This window comes from Peptoclostridium acidaminophilum DSM 3953 (assembly GCF_000597865.1).
In the GTDB taxonomy this organism is placed as follows: Bacteria; Bacillota; Clostridia; order Peptostreptococcales; family Peptostreptococcaceae; genus Peptoclostridium_A; species Peptoclostridium_A acidaminophilum.
This window is the reverse complement of the sequence record NZ_CP007452.1, coordinates 629385-649164: the sequence shown is the minus strand read 5'-3', so window position 1 is coordinate 649164 and position 19780 is coordinate 629385. Positions and strand designations below refer to the sequence as shown.

Sequence of the window (19780 nt, the reverse complement as noted above, 5' to 3'; positions counted from 1 at the left end):
ACGGGTATAGCTTAAGGGCTCCCAACCAGCCTAAAACATAAATTTTCATTGAATGGAATGACTGTCTTAGTTACGGGTATCGTTGAACGAGAGTCAACTCCCTAGGAGGTGAACGTCCTTTTCCCTATCCAATGGAAAATGATACCTTATGTAGCAGACAAAGTCTAGGAGTAAGTAACTATACAAAAATCTTGAAACTTTAAACACGTATCAATGGTTGGATGACATATCCGAGGAGAACCCTCTTACCAACCTTGATATAGATTAGAAATGATGTAGAAGACTACTATTTGTCTATGACTGCATCATACCAGGAGGTGATACAATTGGCAGTTTTCAGAGTAGAAAAGACAAAGGATTACACCGTGATGGCAAATCATCATTTGCGAAATGTTGCGCTTTCCCTCAAGGCAAAAGGACTGCTCTCCCTAATGCTTTCTCTGCCGGAAAACTGGGATTACACCACTAAGGGACTTTCCTGCATTTGCAAAGATGGTATTGATAGCATCAACGCCACCATCAAAGAACTTGAAGAACATGGGTATGTTGTCCGAAAAAGAACACGAAATGAAAAAGGGCAACTCACCAGCATAGAATACACAATTCTTGAGCAGCCTCAACTCCTTGATAATAGCGAGCTTTCACCTAAACGGGAAAATCCAATCTTGGATAAGCCAACATTGGATAACCCAACACTGGAAAAACCTATATTGGAAAAACCTAAACTGGGTGAACCTATCTTGGTAAAACCCCACCAATTAAATACTAATACATCAAAGACTAATTCATTAAATCCTGATGTATTAAATATTGATTCATCAAATCCTTATCAATCAAATCCTAATCCAATAAAAAACATCCCTCAAAAGCGGATTGGATATGAGGAGATAGGATGTGATACTGCCCAAGAAGTAAAAGAAATGGTCTTGGAAAACCTTGAGTATGAGTGCATCATTCAGCGCTACAATGATGATCGCCTCGATGAAATTGTTGATCTCATGGTGGAAACATTATGTTCAACCAAGCCTACAATCAACATTGCGGGCGAAGAATATCCTGCACAGCTTGTCAAAGAAAAGCTTCTTCGGATAAACAGCTCGCATATCGAGTATGTGTTTTTCTGCCTTGATAAGAATACCACTTACATCCGCAATATTAGGCGTTACCTTCTTGCCACCCTTTTTAATGCGCCATCCACCATTGACCATTACTATACTGCACTAGTGAAACATGATTTTGGTGGCAGGCCATAGTTCATATTTTTAGAAACCACGAAAGGAGGCAACCTCATGCAAGAAGAAGTAGAAAATAAAACAGTGGCATTGGCTATCAATGTTACTAAGCTCACCGCTAGAGAGCTAAAGACAGCCATTCTCAAATATTTAGAATCTCAAAAAAATAGGGCCAGAAGTCGTGACAGTCCTAAAATTCCCCATGGCAAGCAGAGCGTCAAATCTCTTGCCAAACAAAATCAAGGCATGACAAGCATTGAGATAACGGATCAGAACATTAAGAGCTTTGAGCGAGTGGCAAGAAAATACGGTGTAGATTTTGCAGTTCAAAAAGACAAAAGTGTGATACCACCAAAGTACATTGTGTTTTTCAAAGGGAGAGACGCCGATGCCATCACTGCTGCTTTCACTGAATTTACTGCCACAGCTGTTAAAAAGGCAGCCCGTCCGTCTGTGCTCTCACAACTCAAGAAGTTCACCGAGCTTGTTAAAAACACCGTTTCAGACAGGATCAAGAACAAAGATAAGGAGCAAAGTCGATGAACGAAAAGACAAAAAGGCTGCTCCTTTTGAATATCCCATACCTTGTTTTAGCTTTGCTTTTTACAAAAGCATCTCAGGCATGGCGGTTTGCAGCAGGGTATGACTTTGCCAGTAAGTTTTTAAACCTGACAAGCGGTTTTGCTCTAGCCTTTGAAAATCCCTTGCCAAGTCTTCACTCCCAAGACCTGCTCATAGGCTTTCTATTCGGTGCTGTTCTTCGCCTTGTGGTTTATGTCAAAGGCAAAAACGCTAAAAAGTATCGTAAAGGTATCGAATATGGCTCGGCAAGATGGGGCAATACGGAGGATATCCGCCCTTTTGCCGACCCCTTATTTCGCAACAATGTCATCCTGACAAAATCAGAAAGTCTCACCATGTCGAGTCGTCCTAAAAATCCAAAGCACGCAAGAAATAAAAATGTGCTGATTGTAGGTGGCTCTGGCTCAGGTAAAACACGGTTTTGGCTAAAGCCCAATTTAATGCAGTGCCATAGTTCTTATGTGGTCACTGATCCAAAGGGCAGCATTGTAGTGGAATGTGGAAAAATGTTGCTTCGAAACGGCTATAAAATCAAAATCTTAAACACCATCAATTTCAAGAAGTCCATGCGCTATAACCCCTTCGCCTACATAAAAAGCGAAAAGGATATCTTGAAACTCGTCACAACTCTGATAGCCAACACAAAAGGTGAAGGTAAAGCGGGTGACGATTTTTGGGTCAAAGCTGAAACCCTGCTCTATACAGCACTCATTGGCTATATTTACTTTGAGGCTCCAGAAAATGAACAGAATTTTTCCACTCTCATCGAATTTATCAACGCCTCGGAGGTGCGTGAAGATGATGAGGATTTTCAAAATCCAGTTGACCTCATGTTTGAAGCATTAGAAAAAAAAGACCCTCAGCATTTTGCTGTAAGGCAATACAAGAAGTACAAACTAGCCGCTGGCAAAACAGCAAAAAGCATACTCATCAGCTGTGGCGCAAGGCTTGCTCCATTTGATATCAAAGAGCTTCGTGAGCTGACTGCTTACGATGAACTGGAGCTTGATACCTTGGGAGACAAAAAGACCGCCCTCTTTATCATCATCAGTGATACTGACGACACCTTTAACTTCCTGGTATCCATGGCATATACGCAGCTTTTTAATCTCTTATGTGATAAGGCTGATGATGTATATGGTGGCAGGCTGCCAATTCATGTCCGATGCCTGATTGACGAGGCGGCAAATATCGGACAGATCCCCAAACTGGAAAAACTCATGGCTACAATCCGTAGCCGTGAAATCTCTGCTTGTCTTGTATTGCAGGCACAAAGCCAGTTAAAGGCTCTCTACAAGGACAATGCTGATACTATCATCGGCAACTGTGACAGTATGATTTTTCTTGGGGGCAAGGAAAAAACTACCCTCAAGGATTTATCTGAAACCCTTGGCAAGGAAACCATTGATATGTTCAATACTTCCGACACCAGAGGTGCACAAAGAAGCTATGGGCTTAATTATCAAAAGCTGGGAAAGGAGCTAATGAGCATGGATGAGCTTGCTGTAATGGATGGCGGCAAGTGCATTTTACAGCTACGAGGTGTTCGCCCGTTTCTCTCGGAAAAATACGATATAACCAAGCATCCCCAGTATAAATACCTATCCGATTTTGATAAAAGAAACACTTTTGATATTGAAAAATACCTATCTACAAAGCTAAAACCAAAGCCTGATGAGGTCTATGATGTGTATGAAATCGACCTCACAGACGAAAACGGAACCGCCTAATGAGCGGTTATTTTTATTTAAAAACTATGATAAGAAATTAGGAGGATACGAATTATGGCGTTTTTTAATGAAGCAGTAGAAGTATTGCAGACACTGGTTATTGCACTTGGTGCAGGTCTTGGAATTTGGGGAGTTATCAACTTGCTCGAAGGTTACGGAAACGATAATCCCGGTGCAAAATCACAAGGGATGAAACAGCTCATGGCAGGTGGTGGCGTAGCACTTATCGGAATGACACTTGTTCCCCTACTCTCTGGCTTGTTCAGTTAGTTGGTAATACTATATGCAAAGCATCATCGACAGCATTACCGAATGGTTAAAGGAGCTGCTTATTAGCGGCATTACATCGAATTTGTCGGGGATGTTCGATACCGTCAACAGCAAAGTTGGCGAGATTGCAGGCGAAGTGGGCAAGACACCATCGGCGTGGAACGGTGGTGTCTTTTCCATGATCCAAAGCCTTTCCGATAACGTGATCATCCCCATTGCCGGTATTATTCTGACCTTTGTGATGTGCTACGAGCTGATACAAATGGTCATTGAAAAGAATAACCTTCACGATATTGAAACTTTTATGTTTTTCAAATGGATTTTTAAAACCTTTGTGGCTGTGCTAATCATCACAAATACCTTTAATATCATCATGGGAATTTTTGATATGTCTCAGCATGTTGTATCAAATGCCGCAGGTGTAATCATTTCAGACACCAACATCGACATCACCACTGTTATCGCCAGTATGGAGGAAAGGCTCAAGGAAATGGATCTTGGCCCTCTGTTGGGACTGTGGTTGCAAAGCACACTAATAGGCATTACGATGCACGCTCTATCTATTTGCATCTTCGTCATCATCTATGGACGAATGATCGAAATCTATTTGATGACCTCCATGGGCGCAATCCCTTTTGCCACAATGGTTAATCGAGAATGGGGCGGCATGGGTCAAAACTATTTAAGAGCCATGTTCGCTCTTGGATTTCAGGCTTTTCTAATCATGGTTTGCGTAGGCATATATGCCGTGCTCGTCCAGTCCATTGCCATCGATGAAGATATTATCAAGGCCGTATGGACCTGTGTTGGCTATACTGTACTGCTGTGCTTTTCCCTGTTTAAAACAAGCTCAATGGCAAAAAGCCTGTTTAATGCTCATTAAGAGCAGAAAGGAGTTTTCATGGCTTATGTATCTGTACCCAAAGATTTAAGTACCGTAAAAACAAAAGTCGTATTCAATCTAACTAAGCGGCAGCTCATTTGTTTTTCTGCTGCACTTGCAGTAGGATTGCCCGTGTTTTTCCTCACAAAGGATAGCACAGGTACAAGTAGCTCAACGCTTATGATGATTTTCACTATGCTCCCTCTTTTCATGTTAGCCATATACGAGAAGCATGGGCAGCCATTGGAAGTCATCCTAAAACACTATATTGAGGTGCGTTTTTTGAAGCCCAAACAGCGCCCTTACAAAACTAACAATTTCTATGCCCTACTCATACAGCAGGATCAATTGGACAAGGAGGTAAAGCACATTGTCGAAGGCAGAAAATCAATCTCGTCCAAAGCTAACAAAGGCAGAACGACAGAAAATTAACGCTGCCATTTTAATGGCAAAAAACAAGAATAATAAAAAAGAGAAAAGCGCACAAGATACAATCCCCTTTCAAAAAATGTACCCTGATGGCATCTGTCGTGTTACGGATAATCTCTACACCAAGACTATTCGCTTTCACGATATCAACTATCAACTTGCTCAAAACGAGGATAAAACCGCTATTTTTGAGAGCTGGTGCGATTTTCTCAATTACTTTGATAGTTCCATTTACTTTCAGCTTTCATTCCTCAATATGACCGCAAACGCAAACGACTATGAAAGTAGTATCTCGATCAATCCACAGCAGGATGACTTTGACAGCATCCGAAGCGAGTACACAGAAATGCTTTTTAATCAGCTATCTAAGGGGAATAACGGTTTGATGAAAACCAAGTATCTTACCTTTGGCATAGAAGCTGAAAACATTAAAATTGCAAAACCAAGGCTTGAGCGAATAGAGAATGATCTATGGAACGGCTTTAAGCGTCTTGGCGCAAAGGTAGACTCCCTTGACGGCAAGGAAAGACTCAAGCTCTTTCACAACATCCTGCGAATGGATGGCAACGAGCCGTTTCACTTTGACTGGAAGTGGCTTGTCCCATCTGGACTATCGGTAAAGGATTTCATTGCACCCTCATCTTTCGAGTTTCGGGAAGGCAGAGTATTTAAGACCGGTGGCAAATTTGGTGCCGTATCCTTTCTACAGATCCTTGCGCCTGAACTGAATGACCGCATTTTAGCAGACTTTCTCGACATTGAAAGCAATCTCCTTGTGACCATGCACATTCAATCAGTCGATCAGACCAAAGCAATTAAAACAATCAAACGTAAGATCACCGATTTGGATAAGATGAAGATTGAAGAACAGAAAAAAGCTGTCCGCAGTGGATACGACATGGATATTATCCCCTCAGATCTTGCCACTTACGGAGGTGAGGCAAAAAAACTCCTAGCGGATTTACAAAGCCGAAATGAAAGAATGTTTCTTGTTACCTTTCTAATACTAAATACCGCAGATACAAAACAGCACCTTGAAAACACAGTATTTCAGGCATCAGGCATCGCACAGAAACACAACTGCACACTGGTCAGACTTGATTATCAACAAGAGCAGGGCCTTATGTCCTCTCTCCCACTTGGTTATAATCAAACGGTGATTCAGCGGAGCTTAACCACCTCAGCAACTGCGATATTCGTTCCCTTTACAACACAGGAGCTTTTCCAATCCAGCGGGGAGTCGCTTTATTATGGCCTGAATGCCCTTTCCAATAACCTCATCATGGTAGATCGCAAAAAGCTCAAAAATCCGAACGGTTTGATTTTAGGAACTCCTGGCAGCGGAAAAAGCTTTTCTGCAAAACGTGAGATTACCAACATATTTCTCATTACTACAGATGACATTATCATTTGCGATCCGGAGGCAGAGTATTATCCCCTCGTTAATCGTCTCAATGGCCAAGTTGTAAAAATTTCGCCCACAAGCACCGACTTTGTCAATCCGATGGATATCAACTTGAATTACAGCGAGGATGATAGTCCGCTTTCCTTGAAATCCGACTTCATCCTCTCCCTGTGCGAGTTGATTGTGGGTGGAAAAGAAGGCCTTATGCCTGTAGAGAAAAGTATCATCGACCGCTGTGTCCGTCTTATCTACGCTGATTATCTGTCTAACCCTGTCCCAGAGAAGATGCCAATTCTTGAAGACTTGTACAATGCCCTCAAGGAACAGGACGAAAAAGAAGCACAGCATATCATGGCTGCTCTTGAAATCTATGTTACAGGCTCCCTCAATGTATTCAACCACCGTACCAATGTGGATATTAATAATCGACTTGTCTGCTTTGATATTAAAGAGCTTGGTAAACAACTAAAAAAGCTGGGGATGCTCGTGGTGCAGGATCAGGTTTGGAACAGAGTGACCGTCAATCGTTCAGAAAAACGCTCCACCCGTTACTATATGGATGAGTTTCACCTTCTTTTAAAAGAAGAACAGACTGCCGCCTATTCAGTGGAAATCTGGAAACGCTTTAGAAAATGGGGCGGCATTCCCACAGGAATCACACAAAATGTCAAAGACCTTCTTTCCTCTCGTGAGGTGGAGAACATCTTTGAGAACTCTGACTTTGTGTATATGCTCAATCAGGCATCAGGCGACCGTCAAATCTTAGCAAAGCAGCTCAATATCTCTCCTCACCAGCTTTCCTATGTGACCCATTCCGGTGAGGGCGAAGGGCTTCTCTTCTATGGAAATGTGATTCTACCCTTTGCCGATAAGTTCCCGAAAGATACTGAGCTATATCGCATAATGACGACAAAGCCGAATGAAACAGAAAAAACTTAGGTGATGGGCAACTGGGGGACAATCTATCCCCCTGTCGCTATTCAAAAGACTCACTTTTCATTTCACAATATGGTAAAAAATGATACAATGAACGAAAGGTGGTGAGAAAAATGGCAACACTTATAGCAGCAGAATATAAGCAATTTGAAGATATAAAGCACGCTGATGAAAACGGCGTTGTGTTTTGGTATGCCCGTGAACTTGCCAGTGTCCTTGATTACACCCAATGGCGAAACTTCACAAAGGTCATCGATAAGGCGATGTTGTCCTGTCAAAACAGCGGTTTTGAATGTGCAGACCATTTTGTCGAGGTCAGCAAAATCGTAGAGGCAGGCGCAACCTCAAAACCGATAAATGATTTTGAGCTTTCACGCTATGCCTGTTATTTGATTGTTCAGAATGGTGATCCACGCAAAGAGCCTATCGCCCTTGGTCAAACCTACTTTGCGATCCAGACCCGCCGACAAGAAATAGCCGATAGATTCAATGAGCTTGATGAGGATAATAAACGCCTTGTTATCCGTGGCGAGGTCACAAGTTGGAATGCAATGTTAGTAGAAGCAGCACATAAAGCTGGTATCACTGACCAATTAGAATACGCTCAGTTTCAAAATGCAGGCTACATGGGATTATATGGCGGATTAACCGCAGCAGATATTCACAGACGGAAAAATCTCAAAAAAAGCGATAAAATTCTTGACCATATGGGCAGTGAAGAACTAGGTGCAAATCTGTTCCGCATTACACAGACCGAGGCAAAGCTCCGACGTGAACAACCTCAAGGTCTGGAACCAGCAAGCGGCATCCATTACCAAGTCGGACAAACTGTCCGTGAAGCAATCATAAAAAACAATGGTACAATGCCAGAGGATCTACCAACTCCCGAAAAGAGCATTGCTGAAATTGGCAAGGAACAGCTTAAAAAACTGAAAGAGAAAAAAGAACCGCCTATGCTTGATGAATAGAGCATTCTTACGATTTTGCTGACCTCAGCAAAATCGCAATATAGAAAAAATTGATTGTTTGAAAGCCGCTTGTAGAGATACAGGCGGCTTTTTACGTGGAAGGAGGATTATTGTTTGAGTAAAAGGCAACAAAAACCTTTCAGGCCTGCTGGAAAAGTATCTCGCCTTGCCTTTTCAGAAGAAGAGCGCGCTGATCCAGCCCTCGAAAAGCCCCTAAAAAAAGCAGAGAAAGCTGCTGATAAACTAGAAAAATCCCATGCAAAAATACCAAAAAAGAAAACCCTCGTTACAGAACGCACCCTAGATGCCAACACAGCAAAAAGCAAGGTGCGTTTATATTTTGAAGAAACCAATAAGCCAAAGCCTCCCTCTAAGCTTGCCCACAACATCAAGTCTGTTCCTCAAAAAGAGCTACTTGCTCAAGTTCATAAAGAAATTCGAAAAAGTGAGCAAGACAATGTAGGCGTAGAAGCAGCACATAAAACAGAGGAAGGTGCAGAATTTGTGGCAAGTAGTATGCAAAAAGCCTATCGCAGCCATAAGCTTAAGCCTTACCTACAGCTTGCAAAAGCAGAAAAAAGCACAGTGAAAGCCGAGATTAACTACCTTTATCATAAGAATTTGAAAGATAGTCCTCAGCTCTCCTCAAACCCGCTTTCAAGGTGGCAACAAAAACAAAGGATTAAAAAGGAATATCTCGCTGCAAGGTACGACAAAGGAGCAAAAACCACACAGCAAACAGCTTCTCATACTAAAAAGGCGGCTACGACTGTAGCAGAAACTGCAGATAAACTTATTCAGTATGTTATCAGTCACCGGAAAATGTTATTAATGCTGCTTGCCATTGCTGCTGTGATAATTGTAATAATGAGTACGGTTTCCTCCTGCCAACTCATGCTTCAGGGTGGCTTAAACAGCATTATTGGTACTTCCTACACTTCTGAAGATGCGGATATTGTTGCAACCGACAACAACTACACGGCCCTAGAAGATGCCCTTCAACATCGGATCGACAACATTGAAAACGAGTATTCTGATTATGATGAGTATCGCTATGATCTTGATACCATCGGGCATAATCCCCATGAGCTTGCAGCCTACTTAACCGCACTGCTCCAAACCTACACGCCCAACGAGGCACAAAGCGAATTACAGCGTGTCTTCGATTCCCAGTATAAGCTGACCTTAACACCTGTGGTTGAAGTCCGTTACCGTACAGAAACTAGGACGGACACATGGACGGATGCGGAAGGTAATAGGCACAGAGACACTTATACTGTTGAAGTTCCTTATGATTACTACATCTTAAATGTAAAACTTGATAATTTCACTATCACGCCTATTGCAAACAGAAAACTTAACAGCGAACAACTTGAAATGTATAGCATCTATCTCGAAACACGAGGCAACAAGCCATTTATTTTTGGCGGTGGCACAAACAACTCTGCTCCTTCTACTGATTTAAGCGGTGTAAGGTTTCAAAACGGCACACGTGTGGGCAATCAAAACACTGTGAATATCGCAAAGGATCAGGTCGGAAATCTAGGTGGCCAGCCCTATTGGTCATGGTATGGCTTTAACAGCCGTGTAGAATGGTGCGCCTGCTTTGTGTCATGGTGTTTAAATCAAGCCGGCTACAGTGAACCAAAGTTTGCCTCCTGCAACTCTCAAGGTGTCCCTTGGTTTCGTGACCATGGGCAGTGGGCAAATGGTAACTACAAGGACCTAGCTCCCGGCGATGTCATTTTCTTTGATTGGGAAGGTGATGGCAGTGCAGACCATGTTGGCATTGTCATCGGCACAGACGGCGAGCGCGTTTACACTGTAGAAGGCAACAGCGGTGATTCCTGCCGCATCAGGGATTATGATCTAAACAGCAATGTCATCATGGGCTATGGATTAATGAATTGAAAGGAGACCACATATGAACAAGCTTACCAAACTCCAAATGGAGATCGACAAGATTAAGCAAAAAATATCAGAACAGCAGATGAGGCTTCGTGAACTGGAACAGCAGAAAACCGAAATCGAGAATACTGAGATTGTAGAGCTTGTCCGCAGTATGAAGATGAATACCAGCGAGCTTTCCACTTTCCTAAAGGCGTATCGAGAGAAAACCGACGCGCCTATTTTAATGCACGCGACACAGGAGGATATGGACCATGAAAAAAATTAGAGCAATGCTTTTTACCGTGCTTCTTACGGTAATGATGAGCACTATTATATTTCCAGTCGCTGCTTTTGCAGGTGGTGGCGAGAATATCGATACAACCCCCAAGGTACCTGAAGAGTCTATTCCTGTCACTACACCTTTAACCCCTGACGGAAACCTGACTCTCGTGGATGATATTAAGGTTGAAGAATCCAAGGACAAACAGTTTGTGACACTACAATCTAAAAACGGCAACTACTTTTATTTAGTCATTGACCGTTCTGGCGATAAAGAAAACGTCTATTTTCTGAACCTTGTAGACGAAGCTGATTTAATGGCACTTATCGAAGACAATAGCAAAAAGACCGAGCCACCCAAGGTGTGTACTTGTAGCGAAAAATGCGAAATCGGGAATGTTAACAGTAATTGCCCCGTTTGCACAAACGATCTAAACCAATGTATCGGCAAGGCATCAGAGCCTGTCGATAAAGTTCCTGAGAAAAAGAACAACGCTGGCAGCCTACTTGTCATTCTGCTCCTTGTAGGCGGCTTGGGTGGGGCATTTTACTTTTTAAAAATGCTTAAAAACAAACAAAAGACCAAAGGTGATATCGACCCTCTTGATTATGATTACGATGAGGATGAGGATGAAGACGATAACAATGCCACCGAGGAAGAATACGAAACTGAAGACGACGCAGAAAGCGAGGATGATGTTAAGTGAGTCCATTTACTGAAAGCATCAATAAGAAATCTACGAATAGAAAGCCTCAACCTGGGCAGGAAAACAAACCCCCTGCCTCTTCCATTGAAAAGTGTTCAAAAAAGGAGGACAGATCTCAGCATTATCGTGGAATCATATTCCTCCAAAAAGAAAGGAAAAAAGGCGAATGAATTTAGTCATAGCAGAAAAACCATCTGTTGCGCAGAGCATTGCTGCCGTTCTCGGTGCAAACAAAAGGCATGATGGATATATGGAGGGTAGCAACTATATCGTATCGTGGTGTATTGGACATCTGGTGGAGCTTGCCACAGCCGATACCTATGATGAACGCTATGCGAAGTGGGATTATGCCGATTTGCCTATACTCCCTGAAAACTGGCAATATAGCATTTCTAATGGCAAAGAAAAGCAGGTAAGAATACTAAAAGAGCTGGCAAATCGTAAGGATGTAGCTGTTATCACATCCGCCACCGATGCAGGGCGTGAAGGTGAGCTGATTTTCCGGTTGGTCTATGAAAAAATAGGCTGCAAAAAACCTGTAAAACGCTTGTGGATTTCCTCAATGGAGGAAAGTGCCATTTCAGATGGCTTTAAAGCCCTCCGTGACAGCACCTATTATGATGACCTCTATCACTCTGCACTTTGCAGAGCAAAAGCCGATTGGATTGTGGGCATCAACGCCACGAGATTGTTTTCCGTTCTATATGGCCAAACCTTGAACGTGGGCAGAGTCATGTCTCCCACACTTGCCATGATTGTGGAACGTGAGGCAGCGATCTCAGCATTTAAGCCTGAACCATTCTATACCATTCAGCTTGACTGCGGAACTTTTATACTCTCAAGTGAAAAGTTAACGGATAGGCAGGCGGCAGAAGCCTTACTTAAAGACTGTGATGGTCAAACTATTGCCATTCATAGTGTGGAAAGCAAAAAAAAATGTGAAAAGCCACCCAAACTCTATGACCTCACCACTTTGCAACGAGAAGCAAACAGAATGCTTGGCTTTACCGCTGAACAAACACTTTCTTACGCACAAAGCCTATATGAGAAAAAGCTTATAACCTATCCTCGTACCGACAGCCGCTATTTAACTTTAGATATGTCCGAAAGTACCCCTGCCGTGGTAAAAGTCGCAGCAGGGATTTTTATGCCCCAAAGCTTTGAGTTTTCTATATGTATTGAGCAAGTAACGGATAACAGCAAGGTATCAGACCACCATGCTATTATTCCAACCATTTGCATACAAGACTGTGATTTGGCATCGCTGCCCTTTGGTGAGCGCGAACTCTTACTGCTTATTTCTCTGCGTTTAGCGTGCGCCGTGAACGAGAGCTGCAAATATGAAGAAACCACTGCCACTGCAATTGTTAGTGGTGTTGAGTTTACCACAAAGGGCAAAACAATCCTTTCAGAAGGTTTTCATGACATTGAAAAGCACTATCACGCCATGCAAAACGATAAGCAATCATTAGAAAAGGAAAAAGCGCTTCCAACCATTACGGCGGATGAATCCTTTGTAGTAAGAGCAAATATTAAAGATGGCAAGACCAGTCCACCTAAGCACTTTACTGACGATACCATTCTTGCAGCAATGGAAAATGCAAATAATGCACTTGATGATAGCGAGCGAAAAGGTATTGGCACACCTGCTACCCGTGCAGGCATTTTGGAAAAGCTGATAAAAACCGAGCTTTTAGAGCGAAAAGGTGATAAAAAAACGAAGCATTTCTTACCTACCCAAAAGGGCGTTTCTCTGATTACCGTATTGCCAGAAGCTATCCAGTCTCCACAGCTTACTGCCGAATGGGAGGAAAACTTAAAACGAATCGAACACGGTCTTCTCTCTCCTGACAGATTTTTGGAGGATATTTCTCAAATGACTAAAAGCCTCATCAATACCTATACGCCAATAAAGGGATCTGATGTCCTGTTCCCTTCCAATCAGGAAGCAATCGGAAAATGTCCTCGCTGCGGAAATGATGTGACAGAGAATAAGAAAGGCTTTTGCTGCCTAAACAAGACCTGTGGCTTTGCTCTTTGGAAAGACAATAAGTTTTTTACCGCAAAGAAAAAGAAACTCACCAAAGCCATTGCCATTGAACTATTAAAAAACGGCAAGGCCAATCTCAAAGGCTGTTATTCCGAAAAGACCGGCAAGACCTACGATGCAGTTGTTTTGCTCGATGATTCAGGCGGCAAATATGTGAACTTCATACTGGAGTTTGCATCCGACAAGGCATAAAAACGATATGGTATGCCATCCTCCACCAATTTGAAAAACGAAAGGAGTACCGCCTTATGGCAGACAACACTACAACAAAAGAACGCTTAAAAGAGATTACCGATAGCATTGAAACCGGCATAAAGGGGTTATTTGAAAGTGACAAATATATGCAATATCTTAGAACCATGTCCAGGTTTCATAGCTATTCCCTCAACAATACCCTTCTCATCTCTATGCAAAAGCCAGATGCAACCCTTGTGGCAGGCTTTAATAAGTGGCGTGACCAGTTTTCCCGCCATGTTAAAAAAGGAGAACGTGGCATTAAGATTATTGCACCTACTCCATTTAAGATGAAAAAAGAGCAAGAAAAGATTGATCCCATAACACATGCGCCTATGCTTGATGAACACGGCAAAGTACAGACCGAAGAAGTTGAAGTCAAGATACCTATGTTTAAAGTGGTTTCTGTATTTGATCTCTCCCAAACTGAAGGTGAACCCTTGCCTGCCCTTGCAGCTGATCTGACAGGTGATGTCAACCAGTATAAAATTTTTATGGAGGCATTGAAACGCGCCTCTCCTGTTCCCATCACGTTTGAACCTATGGGAGCCGGACAAGATGGATATTTCAGCAGCCGTGAACAGCGAATTGCTCTACGCGATGGCATGAGTGAAGTACAGACCGTAGCTGCTGCTATACATGAAATCGCTCATTCAAAGCTCCATAATTATGAAATTGAAAAGCTTTCGACAAAAGTTGATGAAAGTGCACCAATCCCAGCGCCTAAAGATCGCCGCACCGAAGAAGTTGAAGCCGAGAGCATTGCCTTTGCAGTATGCACATATTACGGTATCAAAACTGATGAAAACAGTTTTGGCTACATCGCTTCGTGGAGTAAGGGAAAAGAACTTCCGGAACTGCGTTCATCTCTTGAGCTTATCAACAAAACTGCATCTGCTCTCATTGGAGATATCGACAGGCATTTTGGCGAGATTGCAAAAGAGCAGGGCTTGGAACAATCTCCCGAACACTTAGCCTATCAGGTAAATGAGTTGTTTTTCGCCATTCAAACAACCGAAGATGGCTATGATTATTCCATTTACGATAAATCCTATAACCTACTTGATGGCGGTGTTTATGATGATCCAACCATTTCAATCCATGAAGCCATCGACTCGATTGTCGAAGATGATTCCATCATTGGCATTTCTGCTCTATCCGACCGCCAAAACGCAATGCTCATCGACTATGAAGAGCTGACTGCAAAAGCGGATCAGGTGTGGCAGGAAAGCATGAGAACGACAGAAAAACCACGCTTATCAAAAGACAGCGTTCACATCGAAGTAGCTGGTCATATCGGCACTTGGTATGTTATTGATACTACCAATATCGATGGGAAGGATTATTTTCTATTGGAGCATGAAGAATACGGAGACGAAACATCTAATGTCATCATAAACGCACAGTCCGAGCTAATTATTGACGGTGTTTGGAATGGCTTTAGCGACTTGGAAGATCATTTTGATAGTATTGATATATTACCTTCTGCAACAAAACATCCTTTACCGGAGCCACCTTCAGAGGAACACAGCTATCCTCTGCCTGACCCCGTTGTGAGCATTGCAGACCGCAACTCATACGGTTACCTAAACGATGAAATGCTTCCCCTCTCACAAGAACGTGCTGCTGAGTTATTCGATCAAGACTTGACCGTGTATATGCTTTTTGAAGATGATACCGAAGCAATGGCTTTTGACCGTGAGGATATCGATAACCACAGTGGACTATTTGGCATTGAAAAGAACGATTGGACCGCACTTCAAGATTATGAGGAACTGAAGGGCGATGGTAGACTCTCCCCTGAAATACTAGAACAGCTCTTTATAGAAAGTCCAAAGGATGCCTTTGCCATTTATCAGTTAAAGAGAGGCGAAGAATATCGTGATTATCACTTTGAAGGACTAAAATACTTACAAAATGCAGGACTTGAAGTAGCACATGAAAATTATGATTTTATCTATTCGGCAACCCTCTCTAATTTTAATGGCGATGTTAATAACACCTTGAACAAGCTATACGAGCAGTTTAATATAAACCACCCTACCGGATTCACTGGACATTCCCTGTCTGTCAGCGACATCATTGTCTTAAAGATAGATAATGTTGTATCCTCTCATTATGTAGATAGCTTTGGCTTTCAGGAGTTACCACAATTTTTAGAACTGACTCCCCTAGTTCCAGATCATTTTCTGATTGGGGAAAAGATTGATACACCACGGGGAAGTTTTTCTTTGACCTCCATGACTAAGGAACAGATGGAGGCAGCTGGTTATGGCTTTCACCATTCTTCAGATGATGGCAAGTATCATATCATGGGAAACGGCACCCGTGCATTTGCCATTAGAAACGAGGACAACCCCCTTCGTACTGTTGAAATATCTACAGAGCAAAACTTCAACAAAATCGATGGCATACTAAACAATCAACCGACTGTAGCTGAGCTTGAAGCGACCGTAAAATCAGGAGGCACAATCTCCCTATTAGACCTTGCAAACGCTGTACAGGCAGAAAAGCAGGACAAGCGTGCTTCTGTAGTTGAACAGTTAAAGCCCAAGCCGTTTCAGGAGAAAGAAAAATCAAAAAAGGTACCCACTGTGGGTGCGGAAATGGAGAGATGATTATGAGTAGATTTACAGTTGAAGAAACTAATTTGATGTGTATTTACAATGTTGGTTCAAGGACAGATTTATTATCTGAGCTTTCTGCGATGCAGAAACACCTTCAATCTGACGAAACTGAGCTGCTTGATCTAACCAAATCGGTTATAGATAAGCTAACTGACATGAATGACACTGAGTTTGAAAGTATTTCTGACGAGCTAATAGGCGACTTTGAGTTGATAGAATGACAAACAAATAAAAACATACCAAACAAATATATATTTGTACTTGACGAACAAAAGCTCGCGTGCTATACTAAGGCTATAAATCCAGAGGAGGAATTAGTATGGCATATAATTATGATGTTAAATTGGAAATTGCTAATGACAAGGTAAGGGATGTGTTTGATTTTAATTCTATTGAGCCTCAGATCAAAGAGGCAATAGAAAAATACCACGCCCTAAATACTGTTAGAAACAAAAAAAATCTATCTTATAAGATTTCTCCAAAAATCTTGGAGATAAGCATCAGCTCACCAGTTAAACTTGATGTTCCAAGTAAGGCTCTGGCAAAATTCACAAGAATTCTTATTGAACTTTCACCCGAGCTTGAGGGAACAATTGCGAACGGAAGAGTCTTTCAATCGATACAGATTAGTATCCCTGTTAGCGATATGGATAATATCTCTTCTAGTGAAACGCTCAAAAAGTTAATTGACATCTTTTGCGATGATTTAGAATCAGAAGACATACAAAAGAAACACGAGAGATTAAAAATCCAGCGGGAAATCAAAAAGATAATATTCAATGTACATTAGTCAAAACTATTTAAAAGCACTTCCTTGCCGAAGTGCTTTTTTCTTTGCGAAAGGAGGTTTAACACATGCCAACAAAAGCGCAATCCTTTGCACAACTTGCAGAGTATACCGCCGAGCACCTGACAAGCAGCCTTGCCAACTGGAGTGGATTTCTTACCACCGTAGGGCGGCTATATAAATATCCATACCATGAGCAGTTAATGATTTACGCACAAAGACCTGATGCAACGGCTTGTGCTGATTATGAGCTTTGGAATAACAAAATGAACCGATTTGTTCACCGTGGCTCCACAGGCATTGCACTTCTTGATTCCACAGGTGACAAGCCAAAGCTTAAATATGTATTTGATGTTTCCGATACAGGCGGCAGAGAAAATTCTCGCCGCCCTTTTCTTTGGGAGATGCAAAATCACCACACCGAGCCTGTTCTTGAAATGCTTTCAGATAAATTTGATGTAGAAGAAATTACTCTTTTCGAGGCGTTTGACATCATTGCACGAAATCTATCGAAGGCGTATTATGAAGACCACAGAGATGATATTCGTTATCTCACAGGAAGCAGCTTTTTAGAAGATTACGATGAGCTTAGTCTCCAAACTGCTTTTGTAGATGCGGCAACTGTCAGTACTTCTTATACCTTGATGAAACGATGCGGACTGGATACAGAGGCATATTTCACCCATGAGGATTTCCTCCCTATTTTCGATTTTAATACAGCTGATGCCGTTTGCCTTTTGGGTACAGCCGTCAGTGAACAATCCGAAAAGATATTTAGACAAATAGCCATAACCATTGCAAAAACAGAACGTGAAAGGAGCAGCGAATATGAACAACATCACTTATCAGAAGAACGGGGATTATCAGATACCAAACCTGAGCATAGCGCCACAGGATCAGCCTTTGGGGAAATACGGGAGGATGCGAAAAACATATCTTCAGAAGCATCGGACAGCCTTGTTCAATTCCCTACTCCTGAGCGAGAAACTCTACCCTCATCTATTGGAGATAGATCACACCGCAACCAGACGGATGGATCAAATCATGACCGATTTACAGAAAAAGCAGACACCTCCCGACAAGATGATCTATCAGATGGAATGGGTAGGATACATGAACAACTTGAAGGCGCAAGCGGAGGAACTGATACTGGCGGAACTTATCTACAACTAAATCTTTTCCCAACAGAAGAAGAACAAATACAGCGTATAGCAGAGAGCGAAATGCCCTCTGCTTTTTCTTTGTCCTTATCAGAGATAGAGCACGAGCTTGTGCGTGGCACAGGCACACAGGATGGGAAATTCCGTGTCCAGCAGCTCTATCAGACCATGCCAGACCGCAAAACTGCCATTGATTTTTTGAAACAGGAATATGGATATTATGGGCATAGCCACACCTTTACCGATGGCACAAGTGGATTTGTTGATTATCAACCATCAAAAGGCATGGTGATACAGCACTATGCCTCCAGCAGTAATATTGCTTTAAAGTGGGACGATGTTGAAAAACATCTTCGTGCCATGGTTCAAGCTAATCGCTATTTAACCACTATTGAAAAAGACGAGCTTGAACACCATGAAAGAGCTTCCATAGGAATGGATAATGCCATCCAAGAAAGTGAAATGGAACAAACGCCACAGCCTGATCCCGTAGCGCAAGAAATCACTCAGATGGACATAGACGCTGCCTTACAAAAGTGGAATGGCAATTTAGAGAGCAAGCAAAACGTTGCCAAATATATGCAAGAACACAGCCGTGAGCGAAACACAGCCGAATGGCTGAGAAATGAGTATGGAAGTAATTCTGCATCTTTTACCATCACCAAGGGCGATATGACACTGGAACTGCCGTGGGCTAAAGCACAGCGGTACGTGGCAAAGCTCATTGCGGAAGATGTCTTTCTCACAAAGCCTGAACATCCTTATACTGATGTTGAATCCGAACCCCAACACCCAACCGCGGAACCTTCCCCTATTCCATATGTCCCTGGCGACACGGTCTACCTTGAAAATAACACGGCATTCATCATTGAAAAAATCGGACAACATGACATTACCCTTCGTGATCCCTCACTCTTCTATCCAATCCTTAGAGCAGAAAGTAGAGAAAGCTTCTTGCAGCTTTTGGAGCGCTATCCTCAGCCCGAAACCGAGCATGAAAAGGGTGAAAATTTCCGAATTACCGATGCGCATTTAGGCGAAGGCAGCAAACGTGACAAGTTCCAGAGAAATCTAACTGCTATCACGACCTTGCTGACACTTGAAAAAGAAAACAGACCTGCTACAAAAGCAGAACAGGAGATCTTGTCGAAATATATCGGCTGGGGCGGCTTATCAGAAGTATTCGATAAGGATAATAATAGCTTCTCAGGAGAGTTTGCACAGCTTAAAGCCATCTTGTCTGAGGACGAATACAATATGGCACGAGCCTCCACACTTAACGCTCACTATACCAGTCCTACCGTAATTAAAGCAATCTATAATAGCGTTGAACGCATGGGCTTTAGTACGGGCAACATCTTAGAACCAGCTTGTGGTACAGGCAATTTTTTTGGCCTCCTCCCCGACAGCATGGCAGATTCAAGGCTATATGGGATTGAACTGGACAGCATCACTGGCAGGATTGCAAAACAGCTTTATCCCAAGGCCAATATTGAAGTAACTGGATTTGAGAAAGCAGAGCTGCCTGATAGCTTTTTTGACCTTGCAATCGGTAATGTTCCTTTTGGTAATTACAAGCTCAATGAAAAACGCTACGACACCCAAGGTTTT

14 protein-coding genes and 1 pseudogene are annotated in these 19780 nt (G+C 42.4%); all 15 read left to right on the top strand.

Annotated elements, in window-relative coordinates; translation table 11 throughout:
* Positions 1-326: 326 nt before the first annotated feature.
* The 15 genes and pseudogenes from EAL2_RS03330 (at position 327) to EAL2_RS03260 (ending at position 17012) form a co-directional block, all read left to right on the top strand.
* Positions 327-1253 (top strand): DUF6017 domain-containing protein, encoded by a 927-nt coding sequence (locus EAL2_RS03330; protein ID WP_025435001.1) that lies wholly within the window; start codon positions 327-329, stop codon positions 1251-1253.
* A 36-nt stretch (positions 1254-1289) separates the two neighbouring features.
* Positions 1290-1775: a PcfB family protein gene (locus EAL2_RS03325; protein WP_025435000.1), complete on the top strand. Its 486-nt coding sequence runs from the start codon at positions 1290-1292 to the stop codon at positions 1773-1775.
* 164 nt (positions 1776-1939) lie between these two features.
* Positions 1940-3544, top strand: a pseudogene (locus EAL2_RS03320) (VirD4-like conjugal transfer protein, CD1115 family); the annotation flags it as partial.
* Positions 3545-3598: 54 nt separating this feature from the next.
* Entirely contained in the window at positions 3599-3814 is a 216-nt protein-coding gene (locus tag EAL2_RS03315) for a Maff2 family mobile element protein (protein WP_025434998.1), read from the top strand.
* 13 nt (positions 3815-3827) lie between these two features.
* Positions 3828-4697, top strand: coding sequence for a VirB6/TrbL-like conjugal transfer protein, CD1112 family (locus tag EAL2_RS03310; protein ID WP_025434997.1), 870 nt, complete (start codon positions 3828-3830; stop codon positions 4695-4697).
* 18 nt (positions 4698-4715) lie between these two features.
* The gene (locus EAL2_RS03305) at positions 4716-5129 is read left to right on the top strand and encodes a PrgI family protein (RefSeq protein WP_025434996.1); all 414 of its coding nucleotides are present in this window, start codon (positions 4716-4718) and stop codon (positions 5127-5129) included.
* Positions 5068-7470: a VirB4-like conjugal transfer ATPase, CD1110 family gene (locus EAL2_RS03300; protein WP_025434995.1), complete on the top strand. Its 2403-nt coding sequence runs from the start codon at positions 5068-5070 to the stop codon at positions 7468-7470. The genes EAL2_RS03305 and EAL2_RS03300 overlap by 62 nt, the downstream gene beginning before the upstream one ends.
* A 110-nt stretch (positions 7471-7580) precedes the next feature.
* Entirely contained in the window at positions 7581-8435 is an 855-nt protein-coding gene (gene dinD, locus EAL2_RS03295; RefSeq protein ID WP_025434994.1) for a DNA damage-inducible protein D, read from the top strand.
* Between the two features lie 114 nt (positions 8436-8549).
* A complete protein-coding gene (locus EAL2_RS03290) occupies positions 8550-10346 on the top strand; it encodes a C40 family peptidase (RefSeq protein ID WP_025434993.1) in 1797 nt (598 codons plus the stop codon).
* A gap of 13 nt (positions 10347-10359) precedes the next feature.
* The gene (locus tag EAL2_RS03285; RefSeq protein ID WP_025434992.1) at positions 10360-10611 is read left to right on the top strand and encodes a DUF4315 family protein; all 252 of its coding nucleotides are present in this window, start codon (positions 10360-10362) and stop codon (positions 10609-10611) included.
* Positions 10598-11311: a DUF4366 domain-containing protein gene (locus EAL2_RS03280; protein WP_025434991.1), complete on the top strand. Its 714-nt coding sequence runs from the start codon at positions 10598-10600 to the stop codon at positions 11309-11311. The genes EAL2_RS03285 and EAL2_RS03280 overlap by 14 nt, the downstream gene beginning before the upstream one ends.
* 166 nt (positions 11312-11477) lie before the next feature.
* Positions 11478-13553 (top strand): DNA topoisomerase 3, encoded by a 2076-nt coding sequence (locus EAL2_RS03275; protein WP_025434990.1) that lies wholly within the window; start codon positions 11478-11480, stop codon positions 13551-13553.
* A 56-nt stretch (positions 13554-13609) separates the two neighbouring features.
* The gene (locus EAL2_RS03270; RefSeq protein WP_025434989.1) at positions 13610-16213 is read left to right on the top strand and encodes a YodL domain-containing protein; all 2604 of its coding nucleotides are present in this window, start codon (positions 13610-13612) and stop codon (positions 16211-16213) included.
* Between the two features lie 2 nt (positions 16214-16215).
* A complete protein-coding gene (locus tag EAL2_RS03265) occupies positions 16216-16443 on the top strand; it encodes a transposon-transfer assisting family protein (RefSeq protein ID WP_025434988.1) in 228 nt (75 codons plus the stop codon).
* Positions 16444-16541: 98 nt separating this feature from the next.
* Entirely contained in the window at positions 16542-17012 is a 471-nt protein-coding gene (locus tag EAL2_RS03260; RefSeq protein ID WP_025434987.1) for a hypothetical protein, read from the top strand.
* The last annotated feature ends 2768 nt before the right edge of the window (positions 17013-19780 follow it).

Coding starts and splice junctions, on each gene's coding strand:
- EAL2_RS03325 (WP_025435000.1), top strand. CDS start 1,290: ATGCAAGAAGAAGTAGAAAATAAAACAGTGGCATTGGCTATCAATGTT.
- EAL2_RS03315 (WP_025434998.1), top strand. CDS start 3,599: ATGGCGTTTTTTAATGAAGCAGTAGAAGTATTGCAGACACTGGTTATT.
- EAL2_RS03310 (WP_025434997.1), top strand. CDS start 3,828: ATGCAAAGCATCATCGACAGCATTACCGAATGGTTAAAGGAGCTGCTT.
- EAL2_RS03305 (WP_025434996.1), top strand. CDS start 4,716: ATGGCTTATGTATCTGTACCCAAAGATTTAAGTACCGTAAAAACAAAA.
- dinD (WP_025434994.1), top strand. CDS start 7,581: ATGGCAACACTTATAGCAGCAGAATATAAGCAATTTGAAGATATAAAG.
- EAL2_RS03285 (WP_025434992.1), top strand. CDS start 10,360: ATGAACAAGCTTACCAAACTCCAAATGGAGATCGACAAGATTAAGCAA.
- EAL2_RS03280 (WP_025434991.1), top strand. CDS start 10,598: ATGAAAAAAATTAGAGCAATGCTTTTTACCGTGCTTCTTACGGTAATG.
- EAL2_RS03275 (WP_025434990.1), top strand. CDS start 11,478: ATGAATTTAGTCATAGCAGAAAAACCATCTGTTGCGCAGAGCATTGCT.
- EAL2_RS03270 (WP_025434989.1), top strand. CDS start 13,610: ATGGCAGACAACACTACAACAAAAGAACGCTTAAAAGAGATTACCGAT.
- EAL2_RS03265 (WP_025434988.1), top strand. CDS start 16,216: ATGAGTAGATTTACAGTTGAAGAAACTAATTTGATGTGTATTTACAAT.
- EAL2_RS03260 (WP_025434987.1), top strand. CDS start 16,542: ATGGCATATAATTATGATGTTAAATTGGAAATTGCTAATGACAAGGTA.